Source organism: Paractinoplanes bogorensis (assembly GCF_018829635.1).
Lineage (GTDB): Bacteria > Actinomycetota > Actinomycetes > Mycobacteriales > Micromonosporaceae > Actinoplanes > Actinoplanes bogorensis.
The window spans coordinates 272933-295411 of sequence record NZ_JAHKKG010000001.1 but is presented as its reverse complement, the minus strand read 5'-3'; the positions used below and the strand labels follow the sequence as shown (position 1 = coordinate 295411).

At 72.8% G+C, this 22479-nt stretch carries 17 protein-coding genes; 3 read left to right on the top strand and 14 right to left on the bottom strand.

Features of this window, described 5'->3' with window-relative positions:
* Window position 1: 1 nt before the first annotated feature.
* Window positions 2–1549 (bottom strand): glycosyl transferase, encoded by a 1548-nt coding sequence (locus KOI35_RS01395; RefSeq protein ID WP_215784134.1) that lies wholly within the window; start codon window positions 1547–1549, stop codon window positions 2–4.
* Between the two features lie 208 nt (window positions 1550–1757).
* Here KOI35_RS01395 and KOI35_RS01390 point away from each other — a divergent pair, with 208 nt between their 5' ends.
* Window positions 1758–2252, top strand: coding sequence for a CAP domain-containing protein (locus KOI35_RS01390; RefSeq protein WP_215784133.1), 495 nt, complete (start codon window positions 1758–1760; stop codon window positions 2250–2252).
* Here the strand turns inward: KOI35_RS01390 and KOI35_RS01385 are convergent.
* Genes KOI35_RS01385 through KOI35_RS01370 form a run of 4 tightly spaced genes read right to left on the bottom strand, consistent with a single transcriptional unit; the run spans window position 2230 to window position 7113 of the window.
* Window positions 2230–3174, bottom strand: coding sequence for a class I SAM-dependent methyltransferase (locus tag KOI35_RS01385; RefSeq protein ID WP_215784132.1), 945 nt, complete (start codon window positions 3172–3174; stop codon window positions 2230–2232). The genes KOI35_RS01390 and KOI35_RS01385 overlap by 23 nt on opposite strands.
* A gap of 6 nt (window positions 3175–3180) precedes the next feature.
* Window positions 3181–4788, bottom strand: coding sequence for a hypothetical protein (locus KOI35_RS01380; protein ID WP_215784131.1), 1608 nt, complete (start codon window positions 4786–4788; stop codon window positions 3181–3183).
* Window positions 4785–5426: a hypothetical protein gene (locus tag KOI35_RS01375; RefSeq protein ID WP_215784130.1), complete on the bottom strand. Its 642-nt coding sequence runs from the start codon at window positions 5424–5426 to the stop codon at window positions 4785–4787. Before KOI35_RS01375 ends, KOI35_RS01380 begins: the two co-directional genes overlap by 4 nt.
* Window positions 5416–7113 carry a glycosyltransferase gene (locus KOI35_RS01370; protein WP_215784129.1) on the bottom strand — a complete coding sequence of 566 codons (1698 nt, stop codon included), beginning with the start codon at window positions 7111–7113 and terminating at the stop codon, window positions 5416–5418. The genes KOI35_RS01375 and KOI35_RS01370 overlap by 11 nt, the downstream gene beginning before the upstream one ends.
* A gap of 88 nt (window positions 7114–7201) precedes the next feature.
* Here KOI35_RS01370 and KOI35_RS01365 point away from each other — a divergent pair, with 88 nt between their 5' ends.
* The gene (locus KOI35_RS01365) at window positions 7202–9343 is read left to right on the top strand and encodes a glycosyltransferase family A protein (protein ID WP_246612350.1); all 2142 of its coding nucleotides are present in this window, start codon (window positions 7202–7204) and stop codon (window positions 9341–9343) included.
* Window positions 9344–9525: 182 nt separating this feature from the next.
* Here the strand turns inward: KOI35_RS01365 and KOI35_RS01360 are convergent, their stop codons facing one another.
* From KOI35_RS01360 to ftsY, 7 genes are all read right to left on the bottom strand, one after another.
* Window positions 9526–10527 (bottom strand): class I SAM-dependent methyltransferase, encoded by a 1002-nt coding sequence (locus KOI35_RS01360; protein WP_215784128.1) that lies wholly within the window; start codon window positions 10525–10527, stop codon window positions 9526–9528.
* Window positions 10528–10570: 43 nt separating this feature from the next.
* Complete coding sequence (locus KOI35_RS01355; protein ID WP_215784127.1) at window positions 10571–12991, bottom strand: glycosyltransferase family A protein; 2421 nt, start codon at window positions 12989–12991, stop codon at window positions 10571–10573.
* Between the two features lie 67 nt (window positions 12992–13058).
* Window positions 13059–15326 carry a [protein-PII] uridylyltransferase gene (locus KOI35_RS01350; RefSeq protein ID WP_215784126.1) on the bottom strand — a complete coding sequence of 756 codons (2268 nt, stop codon included), beginning with the start codon at window positions 15324–15326 and terminating at the stop codon, window positions 13059–13061.
* A gap of 13 nt (window positions 15327–15339) precedes the next feature.
* The gene (locus tag KOI35_RS01345; RefSeq protein WP_215784125.1) at window positions 15340–15678 is read right to left on the bottom strand and encodes a P-II family nitrogen regulator; all 339 of its coding nucleotides are present in this window, start codon (window positions 15676–15678) and stop codon (window positions 15340–15342) included.
* 35 nt (window positions 15679–15713) lie between these two features.
* Entirely contained in the window at window positions 15714–17081 is a 1368-nt protein-coding gene (locus KOI35_RS01340) for an ammonium transporter (RefSeq protein ID WP_308120729.1), read from the bottom strand.
* Between the two features lie 215 nt (window positions 17082–17296).
* Window positions 17297–18094, bottom strand: coding sequence for a phosphotransferase (locus KOI35_RS01335; protein ID WP_308120728.1), 798 nt, complete (start codon window positions 18092–18094; stop codon window positions 17297–17299).
* 34 nt (window positions 18095–18128) lie between these two features.
* Window positions 18129–19301: a signal recognition particle-docking protein FtsY gene (gene ftsY / locus KOI35_RS01330; protein WP_215784123.1), complete on the bottom strand. Its 1173-nt coding sequence runs from the start codon at window positions 19299–19301 to the stop codon at window positions 18129–18131.
* 117 nt (window positions 19302–19418) lie between these two features.
* Between ftsY and KOI35_RS01325 the strand changes: the two genes are divergently transcribed.
* Window positions 19419–21089: an alkaline phosphatase D family protein gene (locus KOI35_RS01325; RefSeq protein WP_215784122.1), complete on the top strand. Its 1671-nt coding sequence runs from the start codon at window positions 19419–19421 to the stop codon at window positions 21087–21089.
* Here the strand turns inward: KOI35_RS01325 and KOI35_RS01320 are convergent.
* Both KOI35_RS01320 and KOI35_RS01315 read right to left on the bottom strand, forming a co-directional pair.
* On the bottom strand, window positions 21073–21864 hold the full coding sequence (locus KOI35_RS01320) for a hypothetical protein (protein WP_215784121.1): 792 nt from the start codon (window positions 21862–21864) through the stop codon (window positions 21073–21075). The genes KOI35_RS01325 and KOI35_RS01320 overlap by 17 nt on opposite strands.
* Window positions 21861–22478 carry an HAD family hydrolase gene (locus KOI35_RS01315; RefSeq protein WP_215784120.1) on the bottom strand — a complete coding sequence of 206 codons (618 nt, stop codon included), beginning with the start codon at window positions 22476–22478 and terminating at the stop codon, window positions 21861–21863. The genes KOI35_RS01320 and KOI35_RS01315 overlap by 4 nt, the downstream gene beginning before the upstream one ends.
* Window position 22479: the final 1 nt, after the last annotated feature.

Genomic DNA, 22479 nt, shown 5'->3' with positions numbered 1-22479 from the left:
GTCAGCCTCCGGTCCGGTCGTGCCGGGCGGCCAGCCCACCCAGCCAGGTCGCCGCGGCCGAGGCGCCGTTGCTGAAGGTCAGTTCCTCGCAGCGGCGGCTCAGCGCGGCCCGCTTCTCAGGACGGGCGATCGCGTCGAGGGCCCGGTCCAGGTCGTCACCGGAGGAGACGGTCAGAGCGACCCCGCTGGCGTCGGCGAACCGGGCCCGGGCGGCCTGATCGTCGAGCGGATCATCGCCGGACGGGACGAACACGGTCGGGATCCCGAAACGCAACTGCTCGTGGTACGCGTCGTAGTCGGCCGCGCTGACCGCCAGGTCGAACGCCCGCAGGTAGCGGCTCACGGCCGTCGTGCGGACGACCACCTGGAAACCGTGGCGCTCGAGCCGCTCGACGATCCGGGTGTCATCCAGCCGGACGAGCGCGGCCGGGCGGTCGTCCAGGCCGAGGTCGGCCCGGGCCGCGGCGGCGTCCAGCAGTTCGCCCGCGTCGAGCAGGGTGATCGGCTCGACGCGGTGGGCGGTCTCCCGCTCGGCCACGGTCGGGCCGTCGTCGGCCATCGCGGCGAACTCGCCCGGCTCGAGCACGTGGTCGAACACCTTGCCCTCGGTGAGCCACTCGGTATTCAGCGGGGAACGCTTCCACATCGCCCGGCGCACCCACACCCACAGCACCTCGGGGTGCGCCCGCACGGCCTCGACGATGCCGGGATGAGGCAGGTCGTCGACCGCCACGATCTCCGGGCGGTGCAGCTCGACGAGGTGGGACAGGCGGTCGCGCAACATCCGGTTCCAGGCGTCCCGCGGGGCGCCGAATTCCTCGTACGCGGGAATGTGCTCGGTCAGAAAGCCGTCGCCCGGGCTCTCGTACGAGTCGGTGGCGATCACCGCGGCCAGGTCACCGGGCAGCCGCCGGGCGATCGCGGTGAGCCGGGCCGGTGAGCCGGCCAGCAACACGCGGCGGGTGGGGCCGGGCGGCGTCGGGCCGGGCTCGCGGGGCACGGCCGGGGCGCTGATCCGGGGGCGGATGCCGAAACCGGCGAGACGCCTGAGGTGCGATTGGTGTCCCGAGGTGCGTTCCAGGGCGCGGAAGCGTTCGGGGTCGTCGTGCCAGGTGGCGGCCGCGTCGACGATCTCGTGCCAGTTCTGCACGGTGAGCTTGCAGAGCAGCGGCATGGCGACGCGCACGCGGTCGTCGGCCGGGGCCCACTCGACGTCGTCGTACTCCTCGGACCAGATCGGCGGTTCGCCGGCCACCACGACGATGTGCTCGGCGCGGGTCCGGGCCCGTCCGGCGGCCAGCAGGTCCGCGCCGCGGGCGACCAGCAGGCGTACGGAAGCAATCTGGTCCTCCCGGGCCAGGGTGGCCGAGCCGTCGCGCAGGATCGCCTGGATGTGCGGGGCGAAGGGCAGCACACGCGGGTCCCGCGGCACGTGCACCAGCACCGTGGTCAGAGCCGCTTCGGCCTGGGCCTGCACCTCGGCCGCGACACCCGGCCCGGCGAAGCGGAAGTCGGCCAGGATGGCCACGTCGTGAACGGTCGAAATCACCGCAAAACCCCCTCTCCAAACGCCTGTTGTGATCAACGAGAACCGGCACGCACCGTCACGGCAACGTGACCGAAACCGTGAACCTGGCGGCAACCGAAGGGCATCCGGCACGCACCCGAACAACGGTCAGCATCACTGCGTCGCCGTCGAACTAGAACCGTGTACGGGGCGGCACGAGCCGCAACGGAAACCAAACGAAAGGCACTCGATGCGTTCTTCGATCACCAAGCGTCTGGCCCTGATCGCCATGATCCCCGCCACCCTGTTTGTGATGGTCGCGTTCGCATCCGCCGCTCAGGCCGCCACCTCGGCGCCCGCGAACACCGCGAAGATGCAGGCCGACATCGTGACCGCGACCAACGCCCAGCGCGTCGCCCACGGTTGCAAGGCCGTCGTCGTCAGCCCGGCCCTGACCCGCGCCGCCACCGGCCACAGCGCCTGGATGGCCCGCACCGGCAAGTTCAGCCACGTCGGTTCCGGCAACTCGTCGTTCGACTACCGCATCAAGGCCGCCGGCTACGTCCGCCCGCTGAGCGAGAACATCGCGTACGGCTACGGCACCGGCGCCGACACCGTGAAGGCGTGGATGGCCAGCCCGGGTCACCGTGCCAACATCCTGAACTGCACCGCCAAGGCCGTCGGCGTCAGCATCGCCTACTCGGCCAACGGCACCTCGTACATCAGCCAGGAGTTCGGTTACTGAGCAGTTCCCGGACGACTCGCCGGTAGGACAGCAGGGCCTCACCTTCCCGGGTGAGGCCTTCTGTCGTTTCCAGCCACCGCCCGGCGACGTCGTCCTCGTCGTCGACGAACACCGAGGCGGCCTCGGCCAGCCGATCCTCGAGCAGACGCATCGCCGGGTAACGCGCGTCCGGCCCGGTGCGCGCGGGCGGGCCGTGCACCACGAGCAGGTCGACGTCGTGCTGATCGGCGAACGCGTCCAGGTCGTACCAGGGAAAGGTCCGATCCTCCAGGAAGAGCGGACGCAGTGGAGCCTCGCGCACCTCGGCCACCCCGACCAGCGCGTGCCCGGCGACCGCGGCCCGGCTGCGCTCGGCCACATCGGCGTCGTGTTCCAGCGAGACGAGTTTGCCGCCGGCCTGTTCCAGCGCGTACGCCATCCAGATGGTCGACGTTCCACTGCCGAGCTCGAGCACGCGCCGCGGCCGCCGGGTGCGAATCAGGTGCACCAGGGCCAGCAGCGCGGCCGGAGCGTGCGCGGGCGGCATCGGGCCGCGCGGCGTGACGTGCTGATACAGCTGCACGACGGCTTCCAGGTCGCGGGTCTGCGCACGGAGCTGGCCGGCCACCGACTCGTTCAGCTCGCGATGCCGGTCACCCGAGTGCAGCAGCAACTCCTCCATCGCGCCGAGCAGCCGCCGCTGGGTCTGGTCGAGCACCGTGCGCACGTCGGCCTGCTGCCGTCGCTGCGCCCGGGCCAGCCCCGAGATCCGTCGCGCGATCAGCAGCAGTCCGGCGAACAGGATGGTGAAGAAACCGGCGAGCAGGGTCAGGGCGAGCCCGACGTTGCCGGTGAGGGCCGCCGCGGCGACGGCCGCGCAGAGCAGACACGCGCCGGCGGCCAGGATCGCCTGTCGCTTGGTCAGGCTCCGTAACCGATGCACGGTTCCTCAACGCGGACGGTCGGCGCCGGTTACGCCCGGGCAGAACGCCACGCCCGCCCGCTGCTGGGCCGCGGTCTCGAGCGACTCGTCGAATCGGCGTACCGAGAACGGGGAATCGGCGTACAGCTTCAGGAATTCGGCTCGTAGCGCGCATCGCCGGGCGGCGCCGCCGGGACCGGGGTCGAAGTCGGCCATCTCGACCGCGACCCGGTCGGCGAGCCGGGCCGCGGGCGTCGCCATCGCCGTGTCCCGCTGACGTTTGTTGGCCGCGGCCGACACGGAAGCGGCCACGGCGAAGAGCACAACGGCGGAAAGAACAAGGCCCTTTCTCCGTACGAGGTGAAGCCCGCCCGCCAGCACCAGCGCCCCCGCGGTGGTGGTCACGGCCGAGTCGCGCCACCCCGATCCCCACCGGCCCCCGGTCACCAGCTGCTGCACATCCACGTTGAGCGAACCCATCGCCGCACCCAGCACGACCAGGGTGCCCGCGGTCAGCACGACGGCGAGGGCGCCCCGCCGCCCGACCCGGGACAGGCGCGGCAGATCCCGGATCGCGTGCCACGCCAGCAGTCCGAGCGCGATCACGGCCACGATCAGCACCACTCCCCCGAGCCACGGGCGGGCACTGCCGCCGGCCGTCGCGGCCCGCCACATCAGGGGCGGGAGCCAGCTGATCGCCCGTACGGGAAACGCCTCCACCGTGTCGGCGGTGAACCGGACGTCGGATCCGCGGTAGCAGTCCCCGGCCGAGCAGTAGCGCTGGATCACCACGCGGACGGCCAGGAAGACGGGCAGGAATCCGAGCCACAGCAACGCGATCGCGCGCGCCGGGGCCGCCGTGACGAGGCGCCCGGGCCGCAGACCGAGCACCAGCCACCCACGGGCAAGCACAGCGACGGTGGCCAGCGGCAGGGCCAGACAGGCGATCTCGTTGAAGGCCGCGAGCGACGCCCCGCCGAGCAGGAGAAGCGGCGCCCACCAGAGCCGGAACGGCCGGTCGGGATCGATGCGACAGAGCGCCGCGGTCACGCCGAGGACGAGCGCGGCCGAGCCCAGATAGAGGCCGCCGAACAACACGATCGGGCTGGACCCACCGGCCGCGACGAAGCCGGCCGCAACCGCGAACGGAACCACGGCGGCCATTGTGGAGGGTGGTCGGCGGAACACCTTGCCGCGGGCGATGACGCTCTCGGCCAGCAGCACGGCGGTCACGCACAGCGCCAGCGCCGACAGGAACGAGACGAGCCGGAAGCCGACGTTCACCGGCAGACCGAGCACCTCGCTGAGGGCGTACGCGGCGGTGTCGAGCGCCTTCTCGAGCATCCGGCCGAACAGCCGGAAGTTGCCCAGCCGCAGATAGCCGGGCAGCGAGTCGACCGTATGCGGCACGATCCGCCACGGATCGTCGCGGAACATCCCGCCGTGCCAGTACAGGTTGAACCGGTGATCGCGGGTCGGCGCGAGCGCGACCAGCGGCGCGAGCACCGGCAACGGCACCAGCACGGCCCGCGCGAGCGCCCGCCGCCACAACGCACCGACCGGCGGCCCCTCGACGACGAAACGCATCCCCACGTGCGGGGCAGCGACGGGTACGTCGACGGGCGGAGCACTCATGCCGATGCCAACGACACCACCGATTGATCAGTAACGCTCTCGAGCAGGCGGGCCAGGGTGGGCGGGTCGCGCGGGTCGATCACCACGGCCCCCTCGGCCCGGTGGTCGCGGCACAACTGCGCGACCCGGCCGGCCAGCAGCGACTCCCAGTCCGCGCCCGGATCGTGGCGCGACCAGGTGGCCGGGTCGGGCAGATATTCCAGCACCACTCCCGGCACCCGCAGGCCACGCAGGCTGGGCTGGTCGGTGACCACCACCGGCAGGTGATCGGCGTCCACCTGCACCCGCTGCCGCAACGCCCGGACCAGCGCGTGCGTGCCGGCCAGCGACAACCCGATCGCCACATAGACACGGGCCGCCACGGGCGTCGCGTCCGGGCGGGTGCGGGTCGCCTCCGACCTCCGCAGCCGGCGGGCCACCGAGGGGCCGTTGCGCATCGGGTCGCGGGCCAGATCGACCAGGGCCCGGCCGAGCCGGTAGGACCGGCTGCGCCGCAACGCCAGCACCAGTTCCCGGTTGCGGTCCCGGTCGCGCAGGGCGGCGTCCCGCTCGTCCTCGACGCAGCGCAACCGCCCGGTCAGCGTGGCCACCTCCCAGCGGGCGAGCGCCAGATCGGCGGCGTCCGGTTCATCGAACACCCTGTGCCTCCACTTCGGATCGTCGCCGGCAATGCCCGGCCAGCCATTCGGCGGCGTCGGCGGCCCCGTTGCCGAACGACAGCTCGGCGCAACGCCGGCCGAGGGCCTCCCGCACGGCCGGGTCGGCCAGCCGTTCCAGGGCCGACGCGGCCGAGTCGTCGTCGGTCGCGCACAACGCCACCCCGGCCGCCGCCGCGAACCGGGCCCGGGCCAGCTCGTCGTCGGACGCTTCGGGGTCGGGCACGAAGACCGTCGGCACACCGGCGCCGAGCAGCTCGTGGAAGTTCGTGTAGTCGGCCCGCGACACGGCCACGGCGACGCCGCCCAGCTCCTCCGGCCGGGCCTCGACCCGCGTGAAACCGGGCAGGACCGCCTCGACCCCGCGGCACACCAACGACATTTCCCCCGTACGCCGGCGCAGCTTGCGCGGCAGCTCGGTGATCGGATCGACGGTGCTGACCCCGGCCCGCGCCGTGGTCGTCCAGCCCTCGTCGCCGCCCGCCGCGAACTCCCCCGGCTCGAGGATTCCGGCGAACAACGCGCCGCGGGCCGCCCACTGCCCGCCGGTGCCGCGCCGCCACATCGCCGGGCGCAGCCAGAGCCAGCGCGGACCCGGCTGCTCGACCGCGGCCGCGATCCCGTCGTGCGGCACGCCGCCGACCAGCACGGCCTTCGGCCCGTAGAGGTCGATCAGGTGACGCAGCCGGTCCCGGACGAACCCGGCCCAGCGCCCGTCGTCCGCCCCGAGATCCTCGGCCGACGGCAGGTACTCGGTGAGCAGGCCGGCCGCGTGCGCGTCGGACAGCCCGGCCGACCCGGCCACCACGACCGGCTCGAGGTCGGCGGGCAGGCGGCGGGCGATGGCCCGGAAACGCGCGATGTCGTCGCCGACGAACAGCACGCGCCGGGCAGGCCGGGCACTGGGCTGGATCTGCTCGCGCGGGGACGGCACGATCCCGCGGGTCAGCACGCCGAGCGAGGCCAGCCGGGCGATGTGCGAGGCACTGCCGTAGTGCTCGGTCACGAACGACTCGGCGCGAGCGGCCTGGGCCTCGTACGCGGGACGGTCCTGACGCAGACGCTCGGCCAGCTCCTCGCGGCCGCCCGGGTGGGCGTAGGCCGCGGCCTCGGCGAACACCGACCGGAAGCGCGGACCGAGGATCACCGGGACACCGGCCGCCATCGCCTCCAGGACCGGTCGCAGGTCGCCGTCGTCCTCGTCAGACTTGATGAAGACGTCGTCGTCCGATCCGGGATCGGCCGCGCCGTCGATGATGTCGTGCCAGTCGGTCGCGGTCAGCGGTGCGCCGGGCGGCATGGCCGCGCGCGCCCGGCCGTCGACCGGCGCCAGCACGGCCCCGGCCGGATAGTGGTCGAGCGGCTCGTCGACCACCACGATGGTGTGCGCGGCGGAGACCGCGGGCAGCGCCGCCGGGTCCCCGAAGCGGCGGATCAGCAGCACCTTGGCCTCGACGACGTCACCGTCGTGGGCGAGGTCGGCCAGCCCGTCACGCAGGCAGGCCACGATCCGCGACGCGAACGGACGGGTGTGCCGCAGACCCGGCGCGGGCCGGTGGATCAGGACGGTGGTGAGTCCGGCCGCCGCCTGCGCCCGGACCTCGGCCGCGATGCTCGCCGAGTGGCTGCCCGGGTACCGCAGGTCGGACAGGATGGCGACGTCGTACACGGCTTGGTCAACGAGACGCAGTAACCGGGCGATACGGACAATTCACCTTCGCGCCTTGATCGTTGGGAAGGGCGTGGGAGAAATTTTCATGGGCGAACCGCATCCACTGGCCGTCGCCGCCCTGCAGGCCCGGTCCGTCGCGGCGCGGGAACCGCTGGCCCGGGCGGCCGACGGCGACCCCTGGGCGACCGGCGAACTGGCCCGGGTGATCGCGCTGCAGGACCTGCGCCCCGACGACCAGACCATGGCCCTCACCCTGCTCGACGGGCTGCGGCGGCGCGGCCGGATCGCGGGCGTCCACCAGGGACTGCACGGCCAGATCGCGTACGCCACCGGAGACCACGCCCTCGCCGGTGAACTGCTGGTGGCGTATCTGGACATGCCGTCCGACGTGCGCCGGGGGTTGGTCGTCGACCTGGCCAACCCGTACGCGGAAGGCTCGGGAACCTGGAATTTCGCCGCCCTGCTGCCCGCGCCCAAAGTGACCGTGGCCGACGGCACCGGCACGCCGCTCGACCGGCTCACCACCGGCCCGGTCCAGCGCACCGGACATCCACGCCGGATCACCACCGTCGTCGCATGCCGGCGGCCCGACCAGGGACTGCTCACCGCGGTCGGCTCACTCGTGCGGCAGACCTGGACCAACCACGAGATCCTGATCGTCGACGCCGCCTCGCCGGCCGAGTTCGAGCCGGTGCTGCGCACGGCGGCCGGCCTCGACCCCCGCGTCCGGGTGATCCGCATGCTGGCCGACGCCGGGCCCTACGTGGCGCGCAACGCGGGCCTGGACGCGGCGACCGGTGATTACGTGACCTTTCAGGATCCGGGGGACTGGTCGCATCCGCTGCGGCTGGAACGGCAGGTCGCGCCGATGCTGGCCGACACCCGGGTGGCGGCGACGATGGCCGGCGGGTTGTGGGTGACGCCGAAGCTGGTGGTGACGCGGCCGGGGGTGGCGCTGCAGCACGACGGGGTGCTGATGGTGCGGCGCGGGGTGGCGGGGCATTTTGATTCCGTACGGATGTGGGCGGAGGACGAATACGTCGAGCGGCTCCGGGGTGTACAGGCGGTCGAGGGGCCGCCGTTGGTGCTGGTCAGGGTGGCCGGGGATGTGCGGCCGGGGTGGGTGCATCCGGCTCGGCGGTCGTATCGGTCGGCTTATCGCGTCGCCCACGACCGTGCCTTCGCCCGCCCCCGTCAGCTGCTGGGCGAGACCGGCGCCAAGGCCTACGACGTAGTCCTGGCCGGCGACTGGACCACCCCCGGCGGCGCCGCCACAGCCGGCATCGGCCAACTCCGCGCCCTCTCCGCCCGAAGACTCCGAGCCGCCCTCCTCCACCTGGACACGCTCACCAACCTGCGCGACGGCCCGCTCGACCTCGACCCGTACGTCCAAACGCTGATCAACACCGGCGAACTGACCCAGGTCGAGCTCACCGACGACGTCCGCACCCGGCTCGTGATCGCCCGCTCGGCCCGCATCCTGCAGCACGCCCCCGACCTCCCCGCGGGCGTCCGGGCCCAGCGCGTAGTCATCGAGGACACCACCGTGATCCCCGACGCCGCGGCCGCCGCCGTACGCCTCTTCGGCCGCCAACCGCTGTGGGCCCCGGCCGGCCCCGACGGCCGCAAGCACCTCGCCGACCACGACGCCGCGCTGGCCAAGCTCGACCTCCCCAGCACCTTGGACGCGGCCCAGTGGCGGCTCGACCGGCGCGGTCCGCGGGCCGACCGTCCGGTGCTCGGGCGGCACTGTCACGGCGGCCGGGCCGAGTGGCAGCGCCTGCGCGACGAACTGCCCGACACCGCCCGCCTCGATGTCCGCCTGCTGGATGCGGCGGGCACCGCGGGCCGGTCGTTCGGGCGGTTCGGGCCGCCGCGCAGCTGGCTGGTCTACGGCCCGGGTGACGTGAGCCTGCGCTCGTTCCTCTACCAGATCGACTTCTACCTGCACCTGCCCGCGGACGACGAGCCCGCCGACCCGGCCCCGGACGTGCTGGCCGCGCTGGCCGCCGGGTGTGTGGCCGTGCTGCCCTACCGGTACGCGTCCACGTTCGGTGAGGCGGCCGTCTATTGCGCGCCGGACGAGGTGCACGACACCGTACGACTGCTGCACGCCGACCGCCGCGCGCTGCTCGACCAGGGGGCCCGCGGGTTCGATTTCGTACGCCGTCACCACGCCCACGAGCTCTACGCCGAACGGGTCGCGTGGCTGGCGTCGCAGAGCTGAATGACGGCAACCGTTTGGCACCCGGGCGATTCGTCAACCGCGTGGGGCGGCAACCGATTCTTCAGGGCAGAAGCGAGCAGCACAGACTCGGAGCGGCCCCCGCCGCTCCGCAAGCGGGAAGCACCAACCCCCACCCCGCGTACCGCTACCCCGTCGTCCCCCGCGACGGGGTAGCGGTGTTTCTAGACGTTGACGGTCTCGGGGTGGGTCAGCGCGGTCCACCGGCCGGGCAGCCGATGCCGCACGGTCAGCCCGAAGCCTCCGCCCTGGCGGGGCGCCACCCGGGTGGGTTCGTCGTCGACGACCACGGCCGCCGCCTCGGCCAGCCGCCGGCCCAGCACGTGCAGCGCCGGCGCCAGCGGGTCCGATCCGCCGGGCGCGAGCGAGCCGTCCACCACCAGCAGGTCGATCTCGGTCAGCCCGTCCAGCGCCTCGACGTCGAACCAGTCGACCGTCCGGCCGTCGACCGACAGCTCGGCCAGCCCCACGTGGCGTACGTCGACCGAGCGGGCCAGCCCGTGCGGGCCGAGCTGCGACCGCACCCGGGACGCCCGCGGCGCGTCGTGATCGATCGTGACGAGGCGCCCGCCGCCGGCCGCCACCGCGTAGCCGAGCCAGACTGTGGCCGGCCCGCCGCCCAGGGCCACGACCAGGCCGGGCCGGCGGTGGCGGACGACGTGCACCAGCCCGAGCAGGTCGGTCGGCGGCATCCCGGACGGCATCGGCGCGCGCGGCGTCACCATCTGGAACAGCTGCATCAGGGCTTCGATCTCGAGGCTCTGGTCACGCAGCAGCAGTTCGGCCCCGCGACCGGTCAGCCGCTCGGTGCGGGCCATCGCCTCGGTGAGTTCCTGGTGCCGGTCGCCCGCGGCGAGCCGTTCCTTCTCGAGCGCGGCGATCACCCGGCGCTGCAGCTGGTCGACGACACCGTGCAGGTCGCGTACGGCCTCCTGGGTCGAGCGCTGGGCCCCACCGATCCGGCGGGACAGGTGGATCACCCCGGTCAGCACGACGGCCAGCAGCACCGCGAGCAGGCCGGTGGCGAGCGCGGCCCGCCCGATCATCGACGAGATCCCGACGCCCAGCGCCAGCGGCAGGACCACGATCAGGGCAGCGAGCTGCCGCCGGGACAGGCCACGGCACCGCCGCACGACGAGGCGGGCGAGCCGGAGCAGCCTGATCATGGGGATGCGCACACCCACGTCAACGTCGCGACGACCCGTCCCGTTACGGGATCGACAGCAAAGCGGGCAGCATCCCCCTGATCCGGTCCACGTAGTACGACGGGTCGAACGCGGCTACGGCCTCGCGGGCGCGCCGGCTCTGTGCGGCGTACCGGGACGGATCGGCCTGATAGCGGGCGATCAGCGGGTCCACTTCGGAGCGGGTGCAGTAGACCGCCGCGTCGCCGTAGAAGCCCTGGTAGCGGGCCGGCATGACCACCACGCAGCCGGCCGCCGCCGCTTCGAGCGCCGGGCGCGAATACCATTCGGCCTGCTCGCGGGGCGGGAAGTGCAGGTAGAAGTCGAGCTGGTGCACGAACGAGCGGGACGACAGGTCGGCCACCTGATAGCCGAGCCAGGCCGCGCCGATGCCGACCTCGGGGGCGGGCCGGTCGGGCAGCCGCACGCGCACGTCGGCGTCGGGCAGGCGGCGGCACACGGCGAGGCTGTCGACGGCGTCGGGCGGCCAGTTGGCGGCGTCGCAGAGGTCGGTGCCGGCGATCGCGGTCCCGGCCGAGACCGCCACCCGGTCGGCGACCCACCCGGTCGGGGCGAGCGCGACGGGCAGGTCGTCCGGGTCCAGATTTCCCACCGTACGCATCGACGCGCGCACACCCGCATCCTGCACCGTCCAGGTCGGATCGGCTCCGAAGAGGCGCCGCACCGCGTCGGCACAGATCGCCGGGTCGTAGCGGTGGTCGCTGCCATCGGCCCGGACCGGCGCGCGGTCGGCCACGATCGTCGCGCGCGCCGCCCGTACGAGGGAAGGCTCTTGTGAAGCAAACTGCAGCACCGCGGCCTGGCGCACCACGATCAGCGTGGTCTCGACCGGATCGTCGAGCGAGATCCGGTCGACGACCGAGGCGTTCACCAGGTCCTGCACTCCGGCCGCGAACGGGATCCGCCGCAGCTCGACCGCCCGGTACGAGTCGAGTTGCAGCACCGCCACCCGCAGCCCGGCCGTGCTCAGCGCGCGGAGTTCGTCCAGGGCCGTCCGCTGGGCGCTCTCGAGGAACCGCCAGTCGGCCACCATCACCACGTCGTAGGCCCGGTCGCGTACGGTCCCGAGCAGGTGGTCGGGCGCCGGGAAGGGCCGGTCGGAGCCGTCCGCGGGCCGGTACGCGCTGGCCTGCCGCTCGGCGATCAACCGGTGATGCCGCTGGTAGGCCGACATGTACGCGGTCCGCGCGGGATGCATCCAGTGGGCGCGGATCTCGGCCCGGGACAGCGACCCGGCCGACAACCGGATCAGCGCCAGCGGCGGCGAGTCGAGGTGGCGGACCCGGGCCGCCCCGAACGCGGCCTGGATCCGGCCGATGTACTCGGAGTCGGCCGCCTTGCGCAGCCGGTCGAAGTAGCCGACCGTCCGCAGCACGGTGGAGCGGCGCAGCAGCAGCGACGACGGGTTGAAGCGGCCGCTGCGCACGCCGGGCCGGGTGCACCGCAGATCGTCGGTGACGGCCAGCCCGTCCGAGGTGGTGGCGACCAGCCGCCGGTCGTCGATCAGCGGCCGCACCTGCCGCTCGATCCGCAGCGGGTGCGACCAGTCGTCGGAGTCCTGGAACGTGGCGAACTCGCCGCCGGCCGCGTCCAGCCCGGCGTTGCGGGCGGCGTAGGTGCCCGAGTTCTCCGGCATCCGGATCAGCGTGATGCGCTCGCCCAGCGCCACCGCCTCGCGCAGGACCGGCTCGAACTCGGGCGGTGACGCGTCGTCCACGATGATCACCTCGATGTTGGCCCAGCTCTGGGCCAGGATCGAGCGCACCGCGGTGATCAGACCACGATCCGGCCGGTACGCGGTGACGACCACCGAGACGCGATGCGGCCCCTCCACCCGACCGGCGCCGGCCGTGGTGAGCCGGTCGAACGCCACGCCCTCCCCGGCGGCCACCTCGGGCCCGGGCGCCGGCATCAGCGCCTGGAACGCGGCCGGCCAGTGCCGCGTGCCCGCGCTCAGGTCGGCCCGCAGCGCGATCCGGGCCTCCTCGCCGATCCGCAGATAGCGCCGCATCAGCTTGCGCGCCCGCTCCGGGCCCTGGTGGGCGAGGGTCAGCTGGGCGTGCAGGGCCTGGTTGGCCGGCGAGAGGGCGCGGGCGCCGCAGGCCCGGCGCAGCAGCTCGAACAGGGCGAGCGCGTCGTCGGTGTCGGCCGGTCGCATCTCCTGCAGCCCGATGGTGTGGGCGAGCGCGGCCACCAGCCCCGGGTCGATCCGGCGCCGGATCCGGCGCAGCCACCGCTTGTCGCCGGCGCGGGCCGCCGCCAGCAGCTGGTCGAGGGTGGCGTGCTCGCCGAGCGCGGCCCGGGCCATCAGCTCGCGGGCGTCCAGCGAGCGGTTGCGCGCGGCGGTGGCGGTCAGCGCCAGCCGCAGCCGGGAACCGGCCGCGGTCGCATGATCATCGAGCAGGCCGGATGGGAGTGCGGGCATGCATCGGCTAACTCCGGGACCGGCGGGTTGGTTACACCGCGCTCAGCCCGGCGGGACCGCGGATTGGTTACACCGCGCCGAGCACGGCGGCGGTCACGCGATCCCGCTCGGCCGCGTCGGCCCACGACCCGACCAGGTAGAACGCGTCGACCACATCACCGCCGAGGGTGGAGATGCGGGCCGCCCGCACCTCGGCCCCGGCCTCGTCGAGCGCGGTCGCGACCCGGTAGAGCAGGCCCGGCGAGTCGGCCGCGCGCAGCTCGAGCACGGCCGCGTCGGTCGCCACGTCGCGCTGCCAGACCACCCGCGGCGAGGCCGTGCCGCCCCGCGCGCTCATCGCCCGGGCCCGCACCCGCTGGGTCACCGACACGTCTCCGGCGGCCACCCGGCGCAGGTCGGCCGCGAGCGCGACCGGGTCGTACGGGCTGCCGTAGCGGGGCTGGGTGAAGAACTCGACGATCGCCCGGCCGTCGACCGTGCTCGCGTTGGCGCCGACCACGTCGAGGCGGTGCATGGCCAGGCAGGCGGCGACCGCGGCGAGCAGGCCCCGGCGGTCGGCCGCGGCCACCGCCAGCCGGTCCCCGTCGAGGTGGACGGCGGGCAGGTCGCCGGACAGCAGTTCGGCGTCGGGGGCGGGCGGCTCGGGCAGTTCGCCGGTGTCGAGCGCCGTGTGCACCCGGTCGACCAGCTCGGCCATCAGCCGGCCCTTCCAGTCCGACCAGGCGGCCGGTCCGGTGGCCTGCGAGTCGGCCCGGGCCAGCGCGTGCAGCAGGTCGAGGGTGGCCGGGTCGCCGACCGTCCCGGCCACCGACGAGATCGTCATCGGGTCGCTCAGGTCGCGCCGGGTGGCCACGTCGGGCAGCAGCAGGTGCAGCCGGACCAGCTTCTCGATGGTGGCCACGTCGGCCGGCGGCAGCCCTATGCGGGTCGCGATCTCGGCCGCGATCGGGGCGCCGACCACGCTGTGGTCGCCGGGCAGGCCCTTGCCCACGTCGTGCAGGAAAGCGCCGATCAGCAGCAGGTCGGGGCGGTCGACCTCGCGCGCGTACGCGGTGGCCTCGTAGGCGGCCTGCACCAGGTGGCGGTCGAGGGTGAACCGGTGGATCGGGTGGTGCTGGGGCAGGCTGCGCATCCGGGCCCACTCGGGGAGCCAGGCGTCGATCAGCCCGTACCGGTCGCACGTCTCCCAGGTGGGCAGCAGGCCGGGGCCGGAGCCGAGCAGCGAGACCAGGGCGGCCCGGGCGGCGGGTGGCCACGGGGTCGGCAGCGGCGGCGAGAACGAGGCCAGCCACTCGCTGGTGGCCCGGGCGATGGGCAGCTGCACGGTGGCGGCCGCGGCGGCCACGCGCAGGGACAGGCTGGGGTCGGGGACCGGGCCGATCGCCGTCCGGGCCAGGACCAGCTCGCCGTCCTGCTCGACCACGTCGCGGGCGACCGGGCGGCGCGACGGTGTCCCGGTCGGCAGGCCCCGCCGGCGGCCGCTGCGAAGCCGGTCGACGGCCCGCCAGGCGTCGTCGAGGGCGTGGGCGACCGTACGGGCGTCCCCCGCGACCCGCCGCAGCAGAGCGTCCCCGTCGTCGAGTTCGAGCAACTCGGCCACGGCCGTGCGCTCCTGCGCGACGAGCCGGTCGACCCGGCGCCCGACCGCGAGGTGCAGCGCGTCGCGGGTGTCCAGCAGCCGCAGGCCGGCCGCGCGCACGGCCGGACGCATGGTGTCGGCGACCCCGGCCCGGCCGACGGCGCGCAGGATGGTCACGTCGCGCAGCCCGCCCGCCGCCTCCTTGAGGTCACCCTCGAGCAGGAAGGCGAGCTCGCCGTGACTCGCCCAGCGGGCCACGGTCAGCTCCTTGAGGGCGGGCAGCAGCCGTACGGCGGTGCGCCGCCACTGATCCCCCGCGGCGGCCACCAGCTCGGCGGTCAGATTTTTGTCGCCGGCCACGTGGCGGGCGTCGAGCAGGCCGAGCGAGACCTTGACGTCGTCGTGCGCGACCGACAGCGCCTCCGGCAGGGTACGCACGGAGTGGTCGAGGCCGAGCCGGGCGTCCCAGATCGGATACCAGAGCGAGGCGGCGATCCGGTCGATGCCGGCCGCGCCGTTGTGCAGCAGCACGAGGTCGAGGTCGCTGTAGGGGGCGCAGTCGCGCCGGCCCAGGCCGCCCACGGCCACCAGGCTGACGCCGGGCACGTGGGCCGGGAAGAGTTCCCCCAGCCAGGCATCGAGCGCCGCGGCCCGATCCTGCCGGGCGGCGGCGCCGATGTGTTCGCGAAGTTTGTCCAGCGAGCCGCCGGCCGGCACCTGCGGTGGGGTCGGCGGCTCGCTGGGCATGGGTGTCATTCAGTCGATCAGATCAGAGCGCGTCGAGGCCGCGCTCGCCGGTGCGGACCCGGATGACGTCGTCGACCGACGTGACCCAGACCTTGCCGTCACCGATCTTGCCGGTCTTGGCCGCCGTGACGACCGCGTCGACGATCTTGTCGACGTCGATCTCGTCGGTGACCACCTCGACCTTGATCTTCGGCAGGAACTCCACCGTGTACTCGGCGCCCCGGTACACCTCGGTGTGGCCCTTCTGCCGGCCGTAGCCCTGCACCTCGCTCACGGTCAGCCCGGCCACGCCGAGGGCGTGCAGAGCCTCCTTCACCGCGTCGAGCTGGTACGGCTTGATGACCGCGGTCACCAGCTTCATGCTCAGTCCTTCCATCGGGGCAGTCATAGGAGAATCTAACCGGCGACCTTCTGGCTGACGTCCGCCTTGCCGTCGGCGTCGACCGCCGCGCCGGGCTTGATGCCCGCCATGGCGAAGGCGCCGCCGCCACCGGAGCCACCGGCCGGGGTGATGTCGTAGCCGGACTCGCCGTGGTCCGAGATGTCGATGCCGCCGACCTCGGCCTCCTCGCTGACCCGGCCGAGCTTCACGGCCTTGAGGATGTAGGCGAGGATCGCGGCGATCGCGAACGAGTAGACCGTGACGGCCAGCGAACCGATGAACTGGCGACCCAGCTGGGTCGCGCCGCCGCCGTAGAACAGACCCTCGCTGGCACCGAGCACGTCGGTGATCGCACCGTTGACCTGGGTGGTGGCGAAGAGGCCGATGAACAGCGAGCCGATCCAGCCACCGACGAAGTGGACGCCGACGACGTCGAGCGAGTCGTCGTAGCCGAAGCGGTACTTCAGGCCCACGGCCAGGGCGCAGACCGCACCGGCGATGATGCCGAGCAGCACGGCCGGCATCGGGGCGATGAAGCCACAGGCCGGCGTGATCGCGACCAGACCGGCGACCGCGCCGGAGGACGCGCCGACCATGGTGGGCTTGCCGTCCCGCAGCCACTCCACGACGCACCAGCCCACGAGGGCGGCGGCGGTGGCGAGCTGCGTGTTGACGAACGCGACGGCGGTGGTGCTGTCGACGGTCAGCTCGGAACCGGCGTTGAAGCCGAACCAGCCGAACCACAGCAGACCGGCGCCGAGGGCGACGAACGGCACGTTGTGCGGGCGCATGTTCTCCCGCGGCCAGCCGATGCGCTTGCCGAGCACGATGGCGACGGCCAGGGCCGCGGCACCGGCGTTGATGTGCACGGCCGTGCCACCGGCGAAGTCGAGCGCCTTGACCTGGGCGCCGATCCAGCCGCCGCCCCACACCCAGTGGGCGACGGGGACGTAGACCAGGGTGAACCAGCCGAACGCGAACAGCACCCAGCCGCCGAACTTGAAGCGGTCGGACAGCGCGCCGCTGATCAGGGCGACCGTGATGACGGCGAACATCATCTGGAAGGCCATGAACACGTACGTGGGGATGCCGGTCTCGCCCCACATGTCGCCGACCCAGCCGGTGCTGGTGCCGGCGTAGCCCCAGTTACCGATGATGTTGTTGAGGCCCTCGGACCCGTTCGCGCTGAACGCGAGCGAGAAGCCGTAGAGAGCCCACAGGATCGAGATGAGCCCGATGCACGAGAAGCTCATCATCATCATGTTCAGAACGCCCTTGGACCGGTTGAGGCCACCGTAGAACAGCGCCAGACCCGGAGTCATGAGCAAAACGAGCGCAGACGACAGGAGCAACCAGGCGGTATTGCCGGTGTCGATCTCCACGCTGCCTCCTCTCGGAATTAAGGTGTCCTCACACACGACCAAAGGGCGGCGTCGCCGGTCGGCCGGTTTCGTGACGAGAGACTTCCGGTCGGAGGTTTCACGCAGGGTCCACGCTCGATTTCCGGCGCGTGACCGACTGTTTCGTACGTGTGAAGAAACTCTCACAGGCGCAGCACGGAAACGCCCTGAACTGGGACAATCCCCGCCTCAAGCCGTTAACGTAGCGCGTACTCGAGGGTGTGGCGCTCGTAGTCGAGGAGCCTCAGATCACGCATCGGGCGCCGGAGATGCCCCTTGTGAACAATGCGAACGAACGCCGGGTCGCCGGCCGCGGCCATCCGTCGGATGCCCTCGACGTGGTCGACGATGCGCTTGCGGATCGTGCGGACCAGGCGGTGCCGGTCACGCGGGATCAGGCCGTAGGCGTCGGCGAACAACCGGAGGCGGCGCGGCCGGTTGGGCCGCTTCCAGCCCAGCGTGTAGGAGTCGCGGTCGCTGAACAGCGGCACCCAGGTCCAGGCGGCGTAGGCCACGTCGTAGATGCGCGCACCGGGCGAGGCCAGGTCGAAGTCGATCAGCGAGAGGGTGCCGTCGGGCCGCCAGACCACGTTGTGCGGGGCGGCGTCGTGGTGGCAGATCACCTCGGTGTCGGGCGGGGGCGGCCCGAACGAGCGCCAGACCGCGCCCGGCGGCGGGACGAAGCCGTACTGCGCGTCGTGGAACATCCGCAGCATCGTGGCCACGGTGACCAGCGCCTCCTCGGTCACCCAGTGGGGCGCCAGGGGGTATTCACCGCACTCGCCGTCGAGGTATGACAGAACCTCGCGGCCCTTGTCGTCCATGCCCAGGGCGTGCGGCGAGCCGGTGAAGCCGACCCGCTCGAGGTGGTTGAGCAGACTGTGCACGGCCGGGGTCCACGGACCGGCATTTCGCCGCACGGTGTCGCCGACCTTCGAGACGGTGCTGACGTTGCCGCCGTGCAGCGGGATCTCCCGCTCCTGCGTCACCAACACCCTCCCCTGCTCCGCTTGATGCTGACCTCCGAGACTACGCGTCGCTGCCAAGCAAGGCCTCGACGAACGCGGCCGGCTCGAACGGGGCGAGATCGTCCGGGCCCTCGCCCAGTCCCACCAGCTTGACGGGAATGCCCAGCTTGCGCTGCACAGCGATGACGATTCCCCCCTTCGCGGTGCCGTCCAGCTTGGTCAGCACGACGCCGGTCACGTCCACCACTTCGGTGAACACGCGGGCCTGCTCGAGGCCGTTCTGGCCGGTCGTGGCGTCGAGCACGAGCAGCGTCTCGTCCACCGGGCCGTGCTTCTCGACGACCCGCTTGACCTTGCCCAGCTCGTCCATCAGGCCGACCTTGTTCTGGAGGCGGCCCGCGGTGTCGATCACCACCGTGTCGATGCCGGTGTCGATGCCCCGCTTGACGGCGTCGAACGCGACGCTGGCCGGGTCGCCGCCCTCGGGCCCGCGTACCGTCTCGGCGCCGACCCGCTCGCCCCAGGTCTGGATCTGGTCGGCCGCGGCGGCGCGGAAGGTGTCGGCCGCGCCGAACAGCACGGTCCGCCCGTCCGCGATCAGCACCCGGCCGATCTTTCCGCAGGTGGTGGTCTTGCCGGCGCCGTTCACGCCGACCACCAGCATCACCGCCGGGCGGCCGTCGTGCGGGGTGGTCTTCAGCGAGCGGTCGAGCTCGGGGTCGAGGGCCGCCACGAGCTCCTCGGTCAGCTGCTCACGCACCTCGGACACCGTGCGCGAGCCGAGCACCCGGACCCGCTCGCGCAGCCGGGCCACGATCACCTGGGTCGCCTCGACGCCGACGTCGGCGCTGATCAGGCTGTCCTCGATCTCCTCCCAGGCGTCCTCGTCGAGGTGATCGCGGGAGAGCACGCTGAGCAGGCCCCGGCCGAAGATGTTCTGCGAGCGGGACAGGCGGGCCCGCAGGCGCACCAGGCGGCCCGCCGTGGGCTCCGGCTTGTCCAGCGCGGGCGCCTCGGGCTCGGCCGGCTTCTCCTCGATCAGCGGGGGCAGGCCCTCGTCGACCTCGGCCGGCACCTGCAACGACGGCGCCTCCGGCTCGCGCTCCAGCGTCGTCGTACCGCCGCCGGTCTCGGCCGGCGGGAGCTGGCGACGGCGCATGCGGGGCACGACCAGGCCGATCCCACCGGCCACGAGCACGACGAGCAGGATGACAGCGGCGACCACGTATTCCATAGCCGAAATCCTGACAGATGTCCGGGCGGCATGTGGCGTCGCCCGCCCGCTAGCGGTTCATAGGTACGTGCAGGAGGATGTAGACCCCTCGACCCCCTCGCGCGAAGGCTCCTCGAAGTGACCGCTCAACTGCTGATAGGCCCCCTGCTCCGCCGCGTCGTCGGGGACCGCGCGACCATCTGGGTCGAGACCACCGCGCCCGCGCTCGTCCGGGTCGAGGCCGAGGGTGGCGGCGCCGGTTCCACCCCGACCTTCTCCGCGTACGGACACCACTACGCGATCGTGATCGTCGAAGGTCTGCGCCCCGACGCGTCCAGCGCCTACCGGGTCTTCCTGGACGACCAGCCGGTGTGGCCGTCGCCGGAGTCGACCTATCCCCCGTCGGTGATCCGCACCCGGCCCGCCGACGACGCCGCGGCCCCGGTACGCCTCATCTTCGGCTCGTGCCGCGAGGCGACCCCCAGCTCGAACAGCCGTAAGCTGCCGCCCGACGCGCTCGACGCGTACAGCCGGCGCCTGATGGCCGACCCGCAGAACCCGGATCTGCGGCCCGACCTGGTTGTGCTGCTGGGCGACCAGGTCTACGCCGACAACACCTCGGCCAAGGTGCGCCGCTTCCTCAAGAAGCGACGCCGGCCCACCCCCGACGCCCCGGACGACCAGGTCGTGACGTTCGACGAGTACACCAAGCTCTATCTGGAGTCGTGGCGCGACCCCGAGGTGCGCTGGTTGTTCGCGACCGTGCCGAGCGTGATGATCTTCGACGACCACGAGCTGATCGACGACTGGAACACCTCCGAGTCGTGGCACCAGGAGATGCTGGCCAAGCCGTGGTGGATCGAGCGGATCACCGGCGGCCTGGCGTCGTACTGGGTCTATCAGCACCTGGGCAACCTCAGCCCCGACGAGCTGGCCGCCGACCCGCTGTTCCAGAAGGTGACGACGGTCGACGATGCCACCGACCTGCTGCACGAGTTCGGCCGCACGGTCGACAACCACGAGCAGCCCTACCAGTGGAGCTACTCGCTCGACATCGGCCGCACCCGCCTGGTGATGCTCGACAACCGCTGCAGCCGGGTGCTGACCCCCGACCGCCGCGAGATGCTGCCCGCCGACGAGTGGAACTGGTTCGTCAACCGGGCCCACGGCGAGTACGACCACCTGGTCGTGGGTTCGTCACTGCCGTGGCTGATGCCGCCCGCGATCCACTATCTGGAGGCGTGGAACGAGAGCACCGCCGCCTCACGCAACCCCCGGGTGGCGGCGGCCGCCGAGAAGCTGCGCCGGGCCGTCGACCTCGAGCACTGGGCCGCGTTCAGCCGCTCGTTCAACGCGCTGGGCGAGCTGTTCCGGCGGCTCGGCGAGGGCGGCACGGGCTCGCCCGGCCACCGCGTCGGGGCCGGTGGGGCGTATGCGGCGCCCGCGTCGATCAGCGTGCTCTCCGGCGACGTCCACCACTCGTACGTGGCCGAGGCCGACTTCGGCACGAAGATGTCCACCCCGGTGATGCAGCTGACCTGCTCGCCGGTGCACAACCAGGTGCCCGCGTTCATGCGCCCGCTGATGCGCTTCAGCTGGTCGCGGGCCGCCGCCCACGGCCTGAGCGCGGTCGCCCGCACGGCCGGCGTCAAGCGTCCCGCCTGGAAGTGGAAGCGCCTGGCCGGCCCCTACTTCGGCAACGCGATCAGCACTCTCCGCCTCAACGGCCTCGACGCGACCGCCCGGGTCGAGGGCACCAACACCGACGGCGACCTGTTCCAGGTGGCCGAGGTCACATACCCGCGTTGAACAGGGCGACCTGCCGGACGCGGTCGTCCGGGTCGGTTCGCATCTGCAGGAGCAACGGGTCGTTCGCGGGCAGCGCGCCGGCCACCACCACCCGTACGCGGGGATCGGGGTGGCCGGCGTGGGCCGTCACCTCGGGCCGGGGCCCGCGCTGGTGGAAGGTGTAGGCCGAGAGCAGGTTCTGCAGCGCCCAGCTGTCGTCCTCGAGCGCCAAGCGCGGCCGGATCAGATCGGCCGCGGCGTCGATGAACGGCGGCTCGGCCATCAACAGGAAGAACAGCACGTCGGCGACGAACCGGCGGACACCCGTCCGTTCGTCGGCGATGTGCACCGCGGCCCACTCGAACGACAGCGTCGGGTTGCGGTCGCTGGTGAACGAGTAGATCGCGCGGTACCAGTCCTGCGACTCGGGGTCGTCGTGGTGCAGACCGCGTTCCATCACCTCGTCGCGCGGGGCGTCGAGGCCGATGGCGTGCTCGAGCTCGGTCAGCACGGCCCGGTGGGCCAGCAGCACCGACGCCGACCGCCCGTCCGGCGCGGTCACCACGAGACGGGTCACGTGCTGGTCGTCCACCGCCAGCCGTTCCCGGGTGACCTGGCCGGCGCCGGCCGGCAGGTCGAGGCGTCGCCGCAGCTCGTCCCCCTCGTCGCCGTCCAGCCAGGCGCGCGCCGTTCCGATCGCCGCGACGATCTCGGGACGCATGCTGTCGTAGCGCCCCTCGAGCAGGTCCGAGACCGTCTCGAGGTCACCGCCGTCGGCCGCCTCACGCAGGTTCATGCCGGCAGATCAAGAGCCTTGCGCAGGTACGGGAGATGCTGCGTCCCGCTCCAGCGGTAGGCCGACAGCCCAGCCGAGCGCGCTCCCCGTACGGCCCGGTCGTCATCGTCGACGAACAGCACCACGGACGGCGGGAACCCGATCAGCTCGCACGCCTTCTCGAAGAACTCGGGGGCCGGCTTGTGGGCCTTGATCTCCCACGAGCTGATCACCTCGTCGACCTCGCCGGCCAGGCCCAGTGTGTCGAGGTCGCCGCGCAGACGGTCGGTGGCGTTGGTGGCCAGCCCGACCTTGCGACCACCGGCCCGCACCTCGCGGACGAACGCCAGCACCTCGGGGTCGGGCTCGCCCCGGTAGGCCTGCCACTCGGCGACGGCGGCCCGGGCCTCCTCGATGTCGATCGGCAGCCGCTGCGCCACCAGATCCATCCACTCGGCGTCGGAGATCTCCCCGGCCATCGCGGGCCGGTAGATGTCCCACGTCATCGACGTCTCGAGCAGGGCGGCCGGCTTCAGGCCGTGCGCCACCTCGACGGCGATCATGGGGGCCGGGTCCCAGCGGCGCAGCACGCCGTCCAGGTCGATGAGCAGGGCCTGGGCGCGCTCGCGCGGCATA